13 protein-coding genes are annotated in these 16,654 nt (G+C 71.4%); 9 read left to right on the top strand and 4 right to left on the bottom strand.

Annotated features, from left to right (window positions below; all coding sequences use genetic code 11):
- Nucleotides 1-55: 55 nt before the first annotated feature.
- The 4 genes from J421_RS28920 to J421_RS28905 form a co-directional block, all read right to left on the bottom strand.
- Nucleotides 56-1,246: a serine hydrolase domain-containing protein gene (locus J421_RS28920; protein WP_025414609.1), complete on the bottom strand. Its 1,191-nt coding sequence runs from the start codon at nucleotides 1,244-1,246 to the stop codon at nucleotides 56-58.
- Nucleotide 1,247: 1 nt separating this feature from the next.
- Nucleotides 1,248-2,438, bottom strand: coding sequence for a serine hydrolase domain-containing protein (locus tag J421_RS28915; RefSeq protein ID WP_025414608.1), 1,191 nt, complete (start codon nucleotides 2,436-2,438; stop codon nucleotides 1,248-1,250).
- A 104-nt stretch (nucleotides 2,439-2,542) separates the two neighbouring features.
- Nucleotides 2,543-3,529: an alpha/beta hydrolase gene (locus J421_RS28910; protein ID WP_025414607.1), complete on the bottom strand. Its 987-nt coding sequence runs from the start codon at nucleotides 3,527-3,529 to the stop codon at nucleotides 2,543-2,545.
- The gene (locus J421_RS28905) at nucleotides 3,520-4,242 is read right to left on the bottom strand and encodes a DUF4397 domain-containing protein (RefSeq protein WP_025414606.1); all 723 of its coding nucleotides are present in this window, start codon (nucleotides 4,240-4,242) and stop codon (nucleotides 3,520-3,522) included. Before J421_RS28905 ends, J421_RS28910 begins: the two co-directional genes overlap by 10 nt.
- 24 nt (nucleotides 4,243-4,266) lie before the next feature.
- Between J421_RS28905 and J421_RS34440 the strand changes: the two genes are divergently transcribed.
- From J421_RS34440 to J421_RS28865, 9 genes are all read left to right on the top strand, one after another.
- The gene (locus J421_RS34440) at nucleotides 4,267-4,392 is read left to right on the top strand and encodes a hypothetical protein (protein ID WP_260525872.1); all 126 of its coding nucleotides are present in this window, start codon (nucleotides 4,267-4,269) and stop codon (nucleotides 4,390-4,392) included.
- Between the two features lie 407 nt (nucleotides 4,393-4,799).
- The gene (locus tag J421_RS28900; RefSeq protein WP_025414604.1) at nucleotides 4,800-5,588 is read left to right on the top strand and encodes a LytR/AlgR family response regulator transcription factor; all 789 of its coding nucleotides are present in this window, start codon (nucleotides 4,800-4,802) and stop codon (nucleotides 5,586-5,588) included.
- A complete protein-coding gene (locus tag J421_RS28895) occupies nucleotides 5,585-6,754 on the top strand; it encodes a sensor histidine kinase (RefSeq protein ID WP_148306615.1) in 1,170 nt (389 codons plus the stop codon). The genes J421_RS28900 and J421_RS28895 overlap by 4 nt, the downstream gene beginning before the upstream one ends.
- A gap of 81 nt (nucleotides 6,755-6,835) precedes the next feature.
- Nucleotides 6,836-8,506 carry an alpha-L-fucosidase gene (locus J421_RS28890; RefSeq protein WP_484494439.1) on the top strand — a complete coding sequence of 557 codons (1,671 nt, stop codon included), beginning with the start codon at nucleotides 6,836-6,838 and terminating at the stop codon, nucleotides 8,504-8,506.
- 7 nt (nucleotides 8,507-8,513) lie between these two features.
- A complete protein-coding gene (locus J421_RS28885; RefSeq protein WP_025414601.1) occupies nucleotides 8,514-9,533 on the top strand; it encodes a zinc-binding dehydrogenase in 1,020 nt (339 codons plus the stop codon).
- Between the two features lie 74 nt (nucleotides 9,534-9,607).
- Entirely contained in the window at nucleotides 9,608-11,857 is a 2,250-nt protein-coding gene (locus J421_RS28880; RefSeq protein WP_025414600.1) for a serine/threonine-protein kinase, read from the top strand.
- A 212-nt stretch (nucleotides 11,858-12,069) separates the two neighbouring features.
- On the top strand, nucleotides 12,070-14,544 hold the full coding sequence (locus J421_RS28875; protein ID WP_025414599.1) for an ABC transporter permease: 2,475 nt from the start codon (nucleotides 12,070-12,072) through the stop codon (nucleotides 14,542-14,544).
- Nucleotides 14,545-14,709: 165 nt separating this feature from the next.
- Nucleotides 14,710-15,852 (top strand): sensor histidine kinase, encoded by a 1,143-nt coding sequence (locus J421_RS28870; protein ID WP_025414598.1) that lies wholly within the window; start codon nucleotides 14,710-14,712, stop codon nucleotides 15,850-15,852.
- Entirely contained in the window at nucleotides 15,849-16,607 is a 759-nt protein-coding gene (locus J421_RS28865) for a LytR/AlgR family response regulator transcription factor (protein ID WP_025414597.1), read from the top strand. Before J421_RS28870 ends, J421_RS28865 begins: the two co-directional genes overlap by 4 nt.
- Nucleotides 16,608-16,654: the final 47 nt, after the last annotated feature.

The following is a 16,654-nucleotide window of genomic DNA, read 5'->3' as shown; positions in this document are numbered from 1 at the left end:
CCGTGACGGGCCGCGGGGCCGTCCGCAGCGCGCGGCGGCTCGCCGCCGCGTCGCTCTACTGAGGCGAGGGCGTCCAGCCTACTCCGATCGCGGCCGCGCCGTACTGACGGCTGGCGCCCGCGGGCGTGGCCGGCAGGCTGTTGCGGATGAAGGCCGACACCTGCTGCGCCGCCGGCGGGTCGAGGTTCGACAGCGCGACGATCACGTACCCGCCGTCGGGCTCGAACTCGAGGTCGCCGTTCATCCCCGCTGCACCCCCGTCGTGCCCGACGAATCGCCGGCCGCCCACGACGCCGAGGTCGAAGAACCCGTACGCGTACTGCGTTCCCTGGCCGATCGCGATCTTCCCGGTGAGGAGCTGCGTCGTGTGCGCCGAATCGAGAAGTCGGCGCTGCTGGAGCGCGGCGGCGAAGCGCGCGAAGTCTCCCACGGTGGAGTACCCGCCGCCCGCGGGCGTGCCCCGGTAGGGCAGCGTCGGCGCGTTCGACACGAGTGCGTTAGGCACCAGCTGCCGCGTGTAGCCCGCCGACCGACCCGGCACGAGCGAATCCTCGGGGGCCGTGCCGGTCGCCGTCATCCCGGCGGGCCCGAGCACGCGGGCCGCGACGACGTCGTCGTAGCGCGTCCCGGACGCGCGCTCCACGACGGCCCCGAGGAGCATGAAGCCGTAGTTGCTGTACTCCCACTGCGTCCCCGGCGCGAACCGCAGGCCGCGCGTGCCGTAGAGCCGGAGGTAGTCCGACGGGTCGCGGAGCTCGGACCGGTGCGCCATGAACTCCGGCCCGAAGATGTCGCCCGTGCCGCCGGTGTGGGTGAGCAGGTGGTGCAGCGTCACCTGCGATGCCACCTCCGCGTTCGGGTAGTCCGGCAGGTACGTGCCTAACGATGCGTCGAGGCGCAGCGTCCCGGCCTGCACGAGCTGCAGCGCCGCGACGGCGGTCAGCATCTTGTACATCGACCCGACGCGGAACCGGGTGGTCGGCGTGTTCGGGACGCCGTGCTCCCGATCGGCGAGGCCGTAGGCGCCCTCGAACAGCGTGCGGCCGTCGCGGACGACGAGCACGGCCCCGGAGAACTGGCCGGCTTGCGTGGACGTCTCGAGCCGCGTGCGCAGCGCGGCCACGAAGGCCGAGTCGGCGTTTTGGGCGGCATGCGCGTCGGGTGCGGCAGGATCGCCGGCCCCGCACGCCGCCAGCATGACGGCTGCCGCCCACGTCGCGACGGCGATGGCTCGTCCGCGGCTCATGTCATCGGAAGCTCGAGAACAGGTCGTGCGTCGGAAACGACGTGATGACGCCGAGCGCGTTCCAGAGCGCGGCATCGAGCTCGTTGACCAGGCTGTTAGGCGCACCGGCGTTGAACAGCGCGACCCACGCGAAGCCGTTGGCCGAGCGCACGAGCATGCCCTTCGTACCGGGATAGTCTCCGCCGTGCCACCAGGTCGCGTCGCCCTGGCCGGGGCGCACCCACCATCCGGCCGCGTAATAGCAGCTGCCGTCGGGACACGTCGTCGCGCCGCTGCCCGTCATCTCGGCGACGAGCTGCGGGCTGAGAATGTCCGCGGGACTGGCGCGGCCGTCGACGTGGGTCAGGAATCGCAGGAGATCGACCGTCGAGGAGACCCAGCCGCCGTGTGAGTCCGTCGCCTCGAGGTAGTAGCCGCCGTAGTTCGCGGGCACGATGCCCTCGCCCGGGAAGACGGATGGCACGAGCGGCCAGTTCAGCGCCGCCCCGGGGTAGTAGTACCTCACCTCGTCCGCGAGCGCGTCCTTCATGCGCGTCTTGCCCACGCGCGTGCGATTGGCGCCGGCGGGCTGCAGCACGCGTGTGCGCACGAACTCCTCGTACGGCATGCCGCTCAACCGCTCGATCACGCGACCGAGAATGTCGTACCCGAAGTTCGAGTAGGCCCACTTCGTGCCGGGATCGAAGTCGAGCGGCATGCCCTTCATGTAGCGGATGATCGTCTCGGCGGACGCCGGTGCGGGCGCGCCGACGGCGGCCGCGGCGACCGCCGACTGAAACATCGGGTCGAATCCGCCATTCGGCTTGTCGCGATCCCAGCCCCCGGTGTGGTTCAGCAGATGGCGAATCGTGATCTGCTCCCACCGCGGATCGACCTTCGCTCCCGGCGCGGGCTTCAGGTCCGCGATGAGCGGCGCCACGCGATCGTCGAGCCCGAGCTTTCCGTCCTCGACGAGCTTCATGATCGCGGCGCTCGTGATCGGCTTGGACACGCTCGCGATCCGGAACAGCGCGTCGGGCTGCACGGGCGTCTTGTTCTCGGCGTCCGCGTAGCCGAAGCCGCGCGCGTAGATCAGCTTCCCGTCGCGCACCAGCGCGACCGCGCCACCGGGAATGCCGTACTGCCGCATCAGATCGCGGACGCGCTGATCGAACGACGTCATTCCCGGCATGCCGGTGCCGGTGGTCGGCATCTCCTGCTGCGCGGGAGGCGTGACCGGCTGAGTGACGGGCGTCGTCGGCTCTCTGCCGCACGACGCAGCGACCACCAGTCCGATCAGCGACGCTCGTACGCGTTTCATCGGGGGTCCAGACCGATCTGTTGCACGAACCAATCGTGCCGATCGAGGTTGGCCTGTGCGGTGAGGTTGTGTCCCGCGTCGTACCAGAGAAGCTTCTTGGGATCCGGCGCGGCGTCGTGCAGCAACTGCGCGTCGGCCTCCGCCACGAGCTCGTCGAGCCGTCCGTTCTGCAGCAGCAACGGCGTTCCCTTCGCCAGCCCGATGAACCGAATCGGCTCGATGGGCTTCATGTCGCGAAACCAGGCGGCACGCGTGGCACAGGACAGCGTCGCGAGCGAGGGCAGGTCTTTCGGCTGGGTCTTCAGCGTGACCCACCCGCCGTTTGCCACGACGAGGGCCACGGCCTTGATGCGATGTTCGATGGCGGCGAACTGCACGCCCATCGCGCCGCCGTAACTGACGCCGAGAAAGGCGATGCGATCCTTGTCGACGTTGGGCTGTGCGCGCAGAACGTCGACGGCGCGCTGCAGATCCTTCATCAACTGGATCTGCTCGTCGCGATCCTGCCTGGTCATCAGCAACGTCGATCCCGTGCGTCGAGCGAACGGCGCGTCGATCGCGATCACCACGGCACCGGAGGCTGCGTAATTCCGCGCATAGTCGATCAGCCACGCGTCACGCGAGCTGCCTGGCGCGCCATGCATGATGATGATGCCCGGCCGCAGAGACGAGCGATCGACCGGATCGACCAGTATGCCGGTGACCCGGCCGCCCGCCGGACTGTCGTACGAGATCCCACTGAGCTCCACGCCGCCCGCCGTGCTCTCGGCGACCCTCTGCAGGTTGAGCGGCGCTTTGGCGTCGTAGGCGAACAGACTCAGTTCCGCTTGCGTCGCCGGGCCGCCCAGATCCGGCCGTGCGACCGTGCACGAATCGAGGCCGACGGTGGGCTGGGTGATCGCTTCGCTGATTGGACCGGAGCCAGCGCATGCGGCTGACGCGAATGCAATCAGCAGCGCCGTGGCGTGTCTCGTCAGTTGCATCGCGGAACGTTGATCAACTGGAAGTTGCCGGTTGGCGGATTCAAGCGACTGATCACGATCGTGTTGACGGTCCCAGCCTGCAGGTTGAGCGTGGCATCGCTACCTGAAACGAGAGGCTGGTTGGTGTCGGTGTACGTGATCGTATAAGGATTGGGGCCACTCGTCACGGTGCTGAAGGGCGTCGCGTCGCGGAATCCCATGTTGGCTCGCACCACCGTCGTGGGCCCGCTTCCGGCCGTGCCCTTCGACACATCCACGGGGCCCTCGCTTCCCCCCGCGAGGTTCACGAAACGAACGGCCGCCTGGTTGGCGCCCAGCGTGCCGGAGAAGCTGTTGTCGAGCAGGACCACCGACGGATGATTGATGTTGCCGCCCGCGAGGACGATGTAATCGCCGCCGTCCGTGATGGTCTGGTCGTTCAACGTGACGAACGTGTTGCTGTTCAAGGCCGTACCGCTCGCGTTGGCCAGACCGATGCCGAAGGTCGTGGTTCCGGCATCGAGTGTCGAGCAGGTCGGCGTCGATTGCAAGTATGCGAGGGCGGAGCCGGCTGCGAACTGGGTGTTCGTCGTGAAACCAATCTTGTCCTGCGTGGGCCACACCGCGTTGAAGAACCGCACCTTCGCCGGCGTGGCGACGGCCGTCGGACTGTCTCCACATGCGGCGGCGCACAGCACGGTCGCAACCACGGGCATGACTGACGCCGTCTTCATCCGATTCTCCCCGCGTCTCTGGTGATGAACGATCTTCTCGCCTCGCCCGCCCGCGACACGGCGATGGGGCCGACCGACGGTCGCATGCTCGCGTCGATCTCGTCGATCACGGGCGCGAGTCGGCTCGCGGAGCTCTCCCAGTTCGCCTGAACGCCGCCCTCGGGGCGGCGCGCGCTCCCGACTCTCAGCGCGTCGATGATCTCGCCGTGCTCGGCGTGCGTCGCGGTGAAATCCGGGCCGATGAGCGGCGTATGCCACACAGGTGTGGCGACTCTACGGGGCGACCGACGCGCGAACAAGCAACGCGGCACGAGACGCACGCTGCGCGGCACGAGCGCGCGCACCCGCGCCACGAGTCGCCGCGCGTCGTGCCGTCGGAATCACGCGCGGGGCGTGACGTCGCGGTCGCACCGCGGACCGGCGGCCCACCGCGCTCCCGCGCGTGCGCGGGATGGAGTTGCTCGGGGGCCGTGCCGTACGCCATGTTGGCGCGCGGCGATGCCGCTCGATTGCCCGTCACACTGCACTCGGCTGCCGATTCCGACATGCCGCACGCGATGCCTGTCCGTACAGTGATCGTCGACGACGAGCCGGCGGTCGGCGAGTTTCTCGAGCAGCTGCTCGTCGAGCAGCACCCCGAGGTCGCGGTCGTCGGGGTCTACGCGGATCCGGCCGAGGCGGTCGAGGCGATCACCGCCGAGCCGCCCGACCTGCTGTTCCTCGACGTGCGGATGCCGCGGCTCTCCGGCTTCGACCTGCTCGACGCCCTCGGCGACCGCGTGCCGCCGGCGGTCGTCTTCGTCACGGCGTTCGACCAGCACGCCGTCGCGGCGTTCGACGCGAGCGCGACCGACTACCTGCTGAAGCCTGTCGACGAGGAACGGCTCGCGCGCGCGGTGGCCCGCGCGAGAACACGGGTCGCGCAGGCGCGGTCGGCCGCCGAGGGGGCCGAGGCGACCTCCGTCGCGGGGCCGGCCGACGCGCTGCGACAGGTCCTGTCACAGCTGGACCGGTACACGCGGCACTTCGCGGTGCGCGTCGGTCACCGCATCGCGCTCCTGCGCGTCGAAGACATCAGCTGGTTCGGCGCCGACGGGAAGTACGTGCGCCTGTACGTGGACAACGTCGTGCACGTCGTCCGACACACGACGCACGGCCTCGAGGCGCGCCTCGACCCCCGCCGGTTCCTGCGCGTGAACCGCTCGTCGATCGTCAACGTCGACCACGTCAAGCACATCGAGCGGTGGTCGCACGGCGACTACGTGCTCGTGATGCGGACCGGCCACCAGGTGGTGACCACCCGCGGCTACCGCGCGGCGGTGCAGCGCCTGCTCGACGGCGCGTGACGGGGGGGGTGCGGACGTCGGGTGGGGGGCGGCGCGGACGGTATGCGCTGATCGGGGCGGCCGCGGGCGCGCTGCTCTGCGCGGTCGGCGTGCTCCGCAGCTGGTTGTACGAATCGTTCTTCGCCCCGCCGGGCACGGCGAGCATCGTGCGACTGGTCGTCGATCAGGCGGCGCAGTGGGCGGTGTTGATCGCGATCGTGCCGCCGATCGTGCTCTTCTGCGAACGGTGGCCGGTCCGGTCCCGCCGCGACTTCGCGCGCCTCGGGCTGCACGCGGCCGCGCTGCCGGTGTTCCACGCCATGCTGTCGGTCGGCACGCGCGCCCTCATCGCGGTCGTCGGCCGACCGTCCCTGCCGCCATTCCATCTCGGGCGCGCGCTGTTCCGCGTCGACCCGATGTTCACGGTGGTGCTGTACGCGAGCATCGCGTCGATCCTCCACGTGGTGCGCCGCGAGCAGCTCCTGCGGGAGGTCGCCATGGAGCAGATGCGACTCCGCGAGCGCGTGGCCCTCCTGCGCGTGGAGTCGCTGCAGCGGCAGCTCGAGCCGCACTTCCTGTTCAACGCGCTCACGACGATCGCGTCGCTCATCACGCGCGAGCCCGTCCTCGCGCGTCGTCTCGTCACACGCCTCGGAGGGCTGCTGCGGCGCGCGCTCGGCGCCGAGACGCGCGCGCTGGTGCCGCTGTCGGACGAGGTGTCGTTCCTGCGCGACTACCTCGCGCTGCAGGAGGCGCGGTTCCGCGACGCGCTGCGCGCGAGCGTCACCGTGGAGGCGAGGGCGGAGGAGGCGCGCGTGCCCTGGATGCTGCTCCAGCCCCTGGTGGAGAACGCGATCACGCACGGCATGAGTGCCGACGGCGTCTGCCGGGTCGCCGTGCTCGCGCGGGTGGACGGGGGGCGTCTGGAGCTGAGCGTCACGGACGACGGCGCGGGCTTCGCGACACTCCGCGGGGCGCGCCCAACGACCGGTGCGGCCGGCGCGGGGTTCGGGTTGCGCGGCACGCGCGAGCGGCTCGCCGCGCTCTTCGGCGATGGGGCCGAGCTGCGCCTCGAGAACCCACCCGGGGGTGGCGCGCGCGTCACCGTGTCGCTGCCGGCAGGGACCGGCGACGCGGCGGCCTCAGTCCTTCCGTGCGAAACGTTCTCGCCTGGTCGCGCCGGGTGATCACCGGACCGGTGGACCACGGCGTGGACCGACGATAGGCTACGCGAGCGTCACACTCGAATCGACGCCGTCGGTCCGCGAATGCTCCCTCCCCACCGCATGTCGATCTCGCGCCGGGATTTCCTGCGCACCAGCGCCGCCGCGACCGCCGGGCTTTGGCTGCCGGGTGGCGGTTCGGTGTCAGGGGCCTCACCGTCCGGTGCCGCGCAGCCGGGCGCCTTCCAGCCCACGTGGGCGTCGCTCGCGCAGTACCGCGTGCCCGACTGGTTCCGCGACGCGAAGTTCGGCATGTGGGCGCACTGGGGCCCGCAGTGCGTCCCCGAGCAGGGGGACTGGTACGCGCGCAACATGTACATCGAGGGCCAGCGCGCCTACGTCTCGCACGTCGCGCGCTACGGCCACCCGTCGCGCGTCGGCTTCAAGGACGTCATCCGGCAGTGGCGCGCCGAGTCGTGGCGCCCGGACGAGCTCTTGGCGCTCTACGCCCAGGCCGGCGCGCAGTACTTCATGGCGCTCGCGAACCACCACGACAACTTCGACCTCTGGGACTCCGCGCATCAGCCGTGGAACTCCGTGAGGCTCGGGCCGAGAAAGGACCTGGTCGGCGGCTGGGCGCGCGCGACGCGACGGGCGGGGCTCAAGTTCGGCGTGTCGGTGCACGCGGCGCACGCGTGGAGCTGGTACGAGCCGTCGCAGGGCGCCGACACGAGCGGCCCGTTCAAGGGTGTGCCCTACGACGGCACGCTCACGCTCGCGCAGGGGAAGGGGACGTGGTGGGAGGGGCTCGACCCACAGGACCTCTACGCGCAGGCGCATGCACCGGGGCGCGGCCTCCAGTGGGAGTGGGACGCGGCGAAGGGGAGTAGCGTGCCGAGCACGGCCTACTGCGAGAAGTTCGGCGCCCGCACGATCGAGCTGATCGACAAGTACGACCCGGACCTCGTCTACTTCGACGACACCGCGCTGCCGCTGTGGCCCGTGAGCGACGTGGGCCTGCGCATCGCGGCGCACTTCTACAACCGCAACATGGCGCGGCGCGGCGGCCGGCTCGAGGCGGTGCTCACGGGCAAGGTGCTGACCGAGGAGCAGCGCCGGTGCATGGTGTGGGACATCGAGCGCGGTGTGGCGACCGACGTGCTCCCGCTCCCGTGGCAGACCGACACCTGCATCGGCGAGTGGCACTACTCGCGCCCGCTCTACATGCGGCACGGCTACAAGACGCCGCTCGCGGTCGCGCAGATGCTCGTCGACATCGTGAGCAAGAACGGGAACCTGATGCTCAACGTGCCGCTCCCCGGCTCGGGGGAGCCGGACGACGACGAGGTCTCGTTCGTGACCGACTTCGGGCGCTGGATGCGCGCGAACGGCCGCGCGATCTACGGCAGCCGGCCGTGGGCAGTCTACGGCGAGGGTCCGTCGACCGCGGCGCAGGCGCCGCTGCGGGCGCAGGGGTTCAACGAAGGGCAGAACCGTCCCTACACCGCGGAGGACCTCCGCTTCGTGCAGAAGGACGGGAAGGTCTACGCGTTCGCGCTGGCGTGGCCCGCGGACGGGAAGCTGACGATCACGGCCCTCGGCGCCGGCGCGCCGCACGCGGCGGGCGCCGTCGAGCGGGTGGAGCTGTTAGGCGCCCCGACGCCGCTGGCGTTCGCGCGGACGCCGGCCGGCCTGACCGTGACGCTGCCCGAGCGACGCGTCGGCCAGTACGTGTACACGCTCGAGATCTCGGGGCAGGGGCTCTCGCATACCTGAGGCGCACATGCGCGCAGTCGTGATCGAGCGCCCAGGCCACGTCGGGCTCGGGGCGCGCGCGGAGCCGACCCTCGCGCCGGACGACGTGCTCGTGCGCGTGCGGACGGTCGGCTTTTGCGGCTCCGACCTGAGCACGTTTCGCGGGCTCAACCCCCTCGTGGCGTACCCCCGCGTGCCGGGGCACGAGATCGCCGGCGTCGTAGCGGCGTTGGGCAGCGAGGTGCCCGCGGGTCTACATCCAGGCACCCTCGTCACGGTCGTGCCGTACACGGCGTGCGGCGCGTGCCCCGCCTGCCGCCGCGGGCGCGTCAACACGTGCCGCGACAACCGCACGCTCGGCGTGCAGCGCGACGGCGCGATGACGGAGCTCATCGCGGTCCCGTGGCAGAAGGTGCTTCCCGCCGACGGGCTGTCGCGCCGCGAGCTGGCGCTCGTCGAGCCGCTCGCCGTGGGGGCGCACGCGGCGGCGCGCGGCCGCGTCGCGCCGGGGGACGTCGTCGCGGTGTTAGGCACCGGCGCGGTGGGGCTCGGCGCGGTGGCAGCCGCGGCGCGCGCGGGCGGGACGGTCATCGCGGTGGATGTGGACGAGCGCAAGCTGGCCGTGGCGCGGCGCGCCGGCGCCGCCCACGCGGTGAACTCGCGCGCGACGCCGCTGCACGACGCGCTGCGCGAGCTCACGCGCGGCGACGGCCCCGACGTGATCATCGAGGCGGTCGGCCACCCGGACACGTTCCTCGCGGCCGTCGCCGAGGTGGCGGTCGCCGGCCGCGTGATCTACATCGGGTACGCGAAGGGGCCGGTCAGCTTCGACACGACGCAGTTCGTGCGCAAGGAGCTCGACGTGTTAGGCGCGCGCAACGCGACGGCGGACGACTTCCGCGCGGTCGTCGCGCTGCTGCGCGAGGGGAGCTTCCCGGTCGCGGACGCGGTCACGCGCGTGGTGCCGCTCGCCGCGGCCGCCGACGCGCTCCGCGCCTGGGACGCCGACCCGGGCGCGGTCACGCGCATCCACGTGGACTTGGACTGACGCGTTAACGCGCCGCGCCGTATGTTCGCGCCCCGCTGGCAGCCCGTCCCCGCCCTCTCACGATCCACCTCACCGTGCCTGCCGGCTCCCTCGCGACGGCGCTCGCCGGACGCTACACCGTCGAGCGCGAGCTCGGCGTGGGCGGCATGGCCACGGTGTACCTCGCCCACGACCTCCGGCACGACCGCGACGTCGCGATCAAGGTCCTGCGCCCGGAGCTCGCCGAGTCGCTCGGCCGCGAGCGTTTTCTCCGCGAGATCCGACTCGCGGCGCGCCTCAACCACCCGCACATCCTCGCCCTTCACGACTCGGGAGAGGCGGCGGGGGACCTGTTCTTCGTCATGCCGCTCATGGAGGGGCTGACGCTCCGCGACCGGCTGCGGCGGGACGGTCCGCTGCCGGTGGACGCCGCCGTGCGCATCGCGAGCGAGGTCGCCGACGCCCTCGACTACGCGCATCGCCACGATGTCGTCCATCGCGACATCAAGCCCGAGAACATCCTGCTGCACGAAGGGCACGCGCTCGTCGCCGACTTCGGGATCGGCAAGGCGGTGGTCGCCGCGTCGGCGTCGGGTGCGCCGACGCTGACCCAGGTCGGCGTGACGGTCGGCACGCCGACGTACATGAGTCCCGAGCAGGCGGCCGGCGACGACGTCGACGGCAGGAGCGATCTCTTCGCGCTCGGATGCGTGCTGTACGAGATGCTCACCGGCGAGCCCCCGTTCACCGGGCCGACGGTGCAGGCCGTGATCGCCAGGCGCTTCCAGCACACCCCGCCGCCCGTCAGTGCGTCGCGGCCCGCCGTTCCGCCGGGAGTCTGCCACGTGATCGAACGCCTGCTCGAGAGGGACCCGGCCTCGCGCACGTCGACCGGAGCGCACGTCGTCGCGGCGCTGCAATCGCCCGACGCGCGCGGCGTCCCCGACGCGGCGCCTCGGGCCGGGCCGTCGGTGGCCGTGCTGCCGTTCGCGAACATGAGCGCCGCGGCCGACGACGCCTATTTCGCCGACGGGATCACCGAGGAGATCATCAACGTCCTCGCGCACGTCGACGGGCTGCGCGTCGCGGCGCGCACGTCGTGCTTCGCGTTCAAGGGGAAGGACGAGGACCTCCGCGCCGTCGGCGCGAAGCTCGGGGTGGCGCACGTGCTCGAGGGGAGCGTGCGCAAGGCCGGCCCCCGGCTGCGGATCACCGCGCAGCTCATCGACGTCGCGGACGGCTACCACCGGTGGTCGGAAAGCTACGACCGCGAGCTCGTCGACGTGTTCGCGGTGCAGGACGAGATCGCGGGCGCCATCGCCGCGAAGCTGCGGCTGTCGCTGCTCGACGGGCGTGGCAGGTCGGCCGAGCGCGCGGGGCCGCGCAGCGTCGAGGCGTACGAGCTGCTGCTCCGGGGGCGGGTCCTGCTCTGGCAGCGCGGACGCGCGATCCTCGACGCGCTGCCGTGCTTCGCGCGGGCCGTCGCGCTCGACCCGGAGCTCGTCGACGCGCACGCCCTGCTCGGCGACGCCCACCGCCTGGTGTGCGTGTACGGCATGGCGCCCGCGAGCGAGACGATCCCGCACGCGTTAGGCGCGATCGACCGTGCGCTCGCGCTCGATCCGGAGCATCCGCAGGCGCTGACGACGCTCGCGAACATCAAGTCCGTCCACGACGTGGACATCGAAGCGAGCGTGGCGCTCGCCGACCGCGTGCTCGCCCGCGAGCCGCTGAACGTGCAGGCGCTGTGCGAGCGCGCGCTCGTGGTCGCGCTGCGCAGCGACTCGTCGCCGCAACGGCTCGCGCGGGCGCTGCAGGACCTGCGCGCCGCGCGGCGCGCCGATCCGCTCAACGCGTGGGCGGCGGCGCTGGAGTCGTTCTCCCTCTCGTGCGTCGGCCTCCACGAGGACGCGCTGCGGTCGGCGCGGCAGGCCGTCTCGCTCGACGCGCACGCCTTCACCGGGCGGTGGGCCCTCGTCTGGGCGCTCTCGAGCCTGGGCCGGGACGACGAGGCGCTGGCCGTCGCCGAGGAGACGCTCCCCATGTCGGGGCGGAATCCGCGCGTGCTCGCGGAGATGGCGGCCATCCACGCGCGACACGAGGACGCGGGCGCGGTCCGGGCGATCCTCGACGAGCTGCGCACTCGCGCGGCCGGCGCGTACGTCGAGTCGTCGGTGCTCGGCTGCGTCTTCGCGGCGGCGGGCGAGCTCGCCGAGGCGCGAGCGCTCGTCGCGCGCGGGATCGCCGAGCACGACACGGGCTGGCAGTTCTCGAAGTCGCCCGCGTGGGCGCCGTTCAAGTCCGATCCCGCTGGCGCGGCGATGCTGCGGGCGCTGGGCTACTAGATCGACGTCGGCGGGGAACGGGCGGCCGGGTCGAAGCCGCCTAACGAGCTGCCGACAGCCCCCGCTCGTGCGCCGTTCATCCCGGCGACGCCCGCGGGATGAGCGGTCAATGTGACGGGACGTGCGGCGCGTCTCGTTGCGGCGGCCCCCGCGCGGCGGTAAGACGATCCGCATGTCGCTGAGGTCGTCGAACGACACCCGTCGAGGCCCACATGGCACCTCTCGCGCAGGACCTCCGCTACGCACTCCGGACGCTCGCCCGGACGCCCGGCTTCGTCGCCGTCACCCTCCTCACCCTCATGCTGGGCATCGGGGCGAACCTCGCGATCTTCACCGTCGTCGGCGCGGTGCTGCTGCGGCCGCTGCCGATCCAGGAGCCCGATCGCGTCGTGCGCATCTTCGACGACCTCACCGGCGCCGGCGCGCGCGATGCGGGTATGTCCGTGCCCGAGATGCAGGACCTCGAGAAGTCCGGCGTCTTCTCCCGGGTGAGCGCGATCTGGCCGGTCGACGCGGCGTTAGGCGGCGCGGACCACGTCGAGCGCATCGAGCTCCTCGCGACCAGCCCGAACTACTTCGAGCTGCTCGGCGTGAAGCCCGCGCTGGGACGAGCGTACGCCCAGAAGGATTGGGTGCCGGGCTTCTTCGAGGGCGTCGTCATCAGCGACGCCCTCTGGCGACGGCAGTTCGGCGCCGATCCGCACGTGCTCGGCCGCCGCATCCGCGCCGACATGGACCCGTACACGATCATCGGCGTCATGCCGCCGGATTTCCGGCATCCGGGTCCGACGACGAGCGGCGACGTCGACATCTGGGCGGCCGCCGGCTTCGTCGCCGATCCGTTCGCGTCGCCCCCCGTGCGCGGCCAGCGCATGCTTCCCGGCGCCATCGGGCGACTCGCGCCCGGCGTGTCGATCGACGCGGCGCGGGCGAGGCTCGGGCTGCTGGCGACGACGCTGGCGCAGACCTATCCCGAGTATCCGAAGGATCTCGGCTGGACGCTCCGCGTCGAGTCGCTGCAGACGGCGCTCACGGGCAACGTCCGATCGACGCTCGTCATCCTGCTCGTCGCCGTGGGATTCGTGCTCCTCATCGTGTGCGTCAACGTCGCCAGCCTGTTCCTCGCGCGGGCGTCGGCGCGCTCGCGGGAGTTCGCGATCCGGCAGGCGATCGGCGCGTCGGGGCCGCGCCTGACGAAGCAGCTGCTCACCGAGGGGCTGGTGCTCGCCTTCGCCGGCGGCGCCCTCGCGCTCGTCGTGCTGGGTCTCGCGAGCGCGGCCCTGGTGTCGATGATTCCACCCGACATTCCACGCGTGGCCGAGATCCACGCCGACTGGACCGTCGCCCTCGCGGCGCTCGCGCTCTCCACCCTCACCGGTCTGCTCTTCGGCGTCGTCCCGGCGCTGCAGGCGTCGAAGCTCGATCTCACCATCGGTCTCAAGGACGGCGGCGGCAGCGGGGCGGGTCAGAGCCGCCGGCACCAGCGCTTCCGCGGGATCCTCGTCGCGGCCGAGGTGGCGCTGTCGGTGCTGCTGCTCGCGGCGGCGGGGCTGTTGATCCGCAGCTTCGCGCGCGCGGTGGGCGGCGACCCGGGTCTCGACCCGAAGGATCTGATCGCGGCGCAGATCTGGGTGCCGGTGCCTAACCATCCGGAGCTGAACCCGTATCGCGACTTCCCGTCGCGCGCGGGACTCGTCACGAACCTCCTCGCGCGAATGGCCGTCATGCCCGGCGTGCAGCACGTCGCGCTCGGGACGCTCGGCGCGTTGCCGTCACGCAACGCCTCCGGCAACGCCGCGCCGTTCGCGCTCCCGGACGAGCCGACCACCCAGGAGCAGAACCGCGCGGCGCAGTTCGGAGCGGTGAGCGCGGACTACTTCACGACGCTCCGGACGCCGATCAGGAAGGGGCGGGCGTTCACGCAGCACGACGACTCCACGCACGCGCAGGTCGTCATCGTGAACGAGGCGTTCGTGCGCCGCTTCTCGGCCGACAAGGATCCGATCGGCCGCGTGATCCGACTCGGCCGAGCCCCGCGGACGCGCGACGTGCAGATCGTCGGCGTGTCGGCGGACGTGCAGAACGACCGACTCGACCTGCCGACCGAGCCGTACGTGTACTTCTCGATGCTGCAGCGTCCGACGACGAGCCTGGCGGTGCTGCTGCGCACGAGGCTCGACGTCCAGGCGGCGCGGACGCAGCTCGAGCGCGCGGTGCGAGACGTGGACGCGGAGCTGCCGGTGTTCAACGTCCGCACGGTCGACGACATGATGTCGGCGTCGATCGCGCGGCGGCGGTTCTCCCTGTTCCTGATGACCGCCTTCGCCGCCTCGGCGCTCCTGCTCGCGGCGTTAGGCATCTACGGGGTGGTGGCCTACTCGGTCAGTCAGCGGAAGCAGGAGTTCGCCGTCCGGGGCAGTCTCGGTGCGACGCCGCGTGACATTCTCGCGGTCGCGGTGAAGCCGGGCCTCGCGGTGGCGGCGATCGGGGCGGCAGTAGGGCTCGTGGCGGCGCTCGTCGCGACGCGACTGCTGACGGCGATGCTCTTCGGGGTCAGCGCCACGGATCCGGCGACGTTCGTCGCGGTACCGGCCGTCCTGCTGCTCGTCGCCGGCGTTGCCTGCGTGGTACCCGGGCGGCGGGCCACGAAGGTCGCGCCGATCCGCGCGTTGCGTGGCGAGGCGTAGGCCTCACCACCCGGTGTAAGAGCTCGAACCGCAGAGGACGCAGAGGACTGCACAAGACACTCCTCCGCGTCCTCCCGCGTCCTCTGCGGTTCGACCACCACGCAACAACGTTGATGCGTCCTCCGCGGTCGAAGACGTCCCAGTGAGACACGAACGGATCCAGCGATGACGCCACCGTCGACCCGGCAGGCGGTCCGCCGTGCCCTGCGTTGGGCGGGGATCTGGACGGTCGTGCTGCTCGTGTTCGTGTCGACGAACATCGCGACCGACATCTCCGCCGATCGCCCCATCCGCTGGTTCGGCTCCGTGCAGGAGGAAGCGCTCTACTGGGTGCCATTCCTCCTCGCGTCGCCGCTGTTCGCGCTCATGGCGTCGCGGTTTCCGATCGAGGCCGGCGCGAGCCGGGTCGATCGCAGTCGCGTCCTCGTCTTTCACGCGCTGGCCGGGGTGACGTTCGGGCTCCTGCAACCGACGCTGGCGGACCTGCTGATCAACGCCGCGGCGAGCGCCCGGTTTGGGCCGCACGCGAGGGAGACGCTGCTCGTGGCCGCCTCGCTCAGACGGTCGTTTCCCGCGCAGGTCATCACGGCGCTCTGGAAGTACGTCGTCATCATCGCCGTCATCACGGCCGCCCGCTCGTACCGCACGACCCACGAGTCGCGGGTCCGTGCCGCGGAGCTCGAGCGGCAGCTCGCCGAGTCGCAGTTAGGCGCGCTGAAGGCGCAGCTGCATCCGCACTTCCTGTTCAACGCGCTCAACTCCGCGGCGATGCTGGCGCGGACGGATCCCGAGCGGGCGCAGACGCTGCTGCTCCAGCTCGCAGAGCTGTTCCGGCTCACGCTCCAGACGTCGTCGATCATCGACGTTCCGCTTCGCGTCGAGCTCGATTTTCTCGACCGCTATCTCGGCATCGAGCGCATCCGGTTCGAGGACCGGCTCGTCGTCAGCTTCGACGTCGCCGAGCGGACTGCCGACCTGCTGGTGCCGAGCCTGATCCTGCAGCCGCTCGTCGAGAACTCGATCCGTCATGGTCTCGCCCGCAAGCGCGGCGCGCTGCATCTCACGGTCCGGTCGCGAGTCGTCGGGCAGCAGCTGATCCTCGAGGTGCAGGACGACGGCGGTGGACTCGCGGGGCATGGCACCCGGCCGGCGTTCGGCATCGGCCTAACGAACGTCGAACAGCGTCTGAGCGCCGCGAATCGCCGGGCGACGCCGATCGAGTTCGACGGCAACGGATCGTCGGGGGGCGGGCTCCTGGTGCGCCTCCGGCTCCCGATCCGTTCCGCCCCACCGCCGACGCTCACGTGAGCAGCGCCGCGGCCGTCACCGCGTCGGCGCACTACCGCGCCCTCATCGTGGACGACGAGCGCATCGCCCGCGCCGGGCTGCGCGCGATGCTGTCGCGCTACACGCAGCTGCGCGTGGTGGGCGAGGCGCGCGACGGCGAGGAGGCCGTGAAGGCGATCCAGGAGCTGCGGCCCGACGTCGTGTTCCTCGACATCCAGATGCCGGGGCGCGACGGCTTCGGCGTGATGCGCGAGCTCGCAGCGATGAGCCGGCATCCGGCGTACGTCTTCGTGACGGCGCATGCCGATCGCGCGCTGGAGGCGTACGAGGTCGACGCGGTCGACTACCTGCACAAGCCGTTCAGCGACGCGCGGCTCGGCCGCACGATCCAGCGCGTCGTGCGGCATCTGCAAGGCGCAATCGCCGCGTCCACGCTGGCGCGCGCCGACCGGCTGCTGCTCAATACAGCGGACGGCAGCGTGTTCGTCGACGCCGTCGACATCCGCCGCGTGTCGGTGGAGGGCAACTACCTGCGGGTGTTCACCTGCGATTCCGAGCACCTGGTCCGCCGCACCATGGCGCAGCTCAGCCACGAATTGCGCGACGGGGGATTCGTCCGCATCAGCCGGTCGGACCTCGTGAACATGTCGCGCATCCGCGCGATTCATCGGCGGCCGGGCGGTCGCCACGAGGTGGTGCTCGACTGCGGGACGTCGCTCATGTCGAGTCGACGGTACAAGTGCGACGTGCGCGACGCGATCGCCGCGCTGGGATGAAACGATGAGCGCCTCCGAGCGGGAGCTGTTTCTCGACGCCGCCAACC

Origin of the sequence: Gemmatirosa kalamazoonensis (assembly GCF_000522985.1) — a bacterium.
GTDB classification, from domain to species: domain Bacteria; phylum Gemmatimonadota; class Gemmatimonadetes; order Gemmatimonadales; family Gemmatimonadaceae; genus Gemmatirosa; species Gemmatirosa kalamazoonensis.
This window is presented reverse-complemented; position numbering and strand designations above follow the sequence as displayed.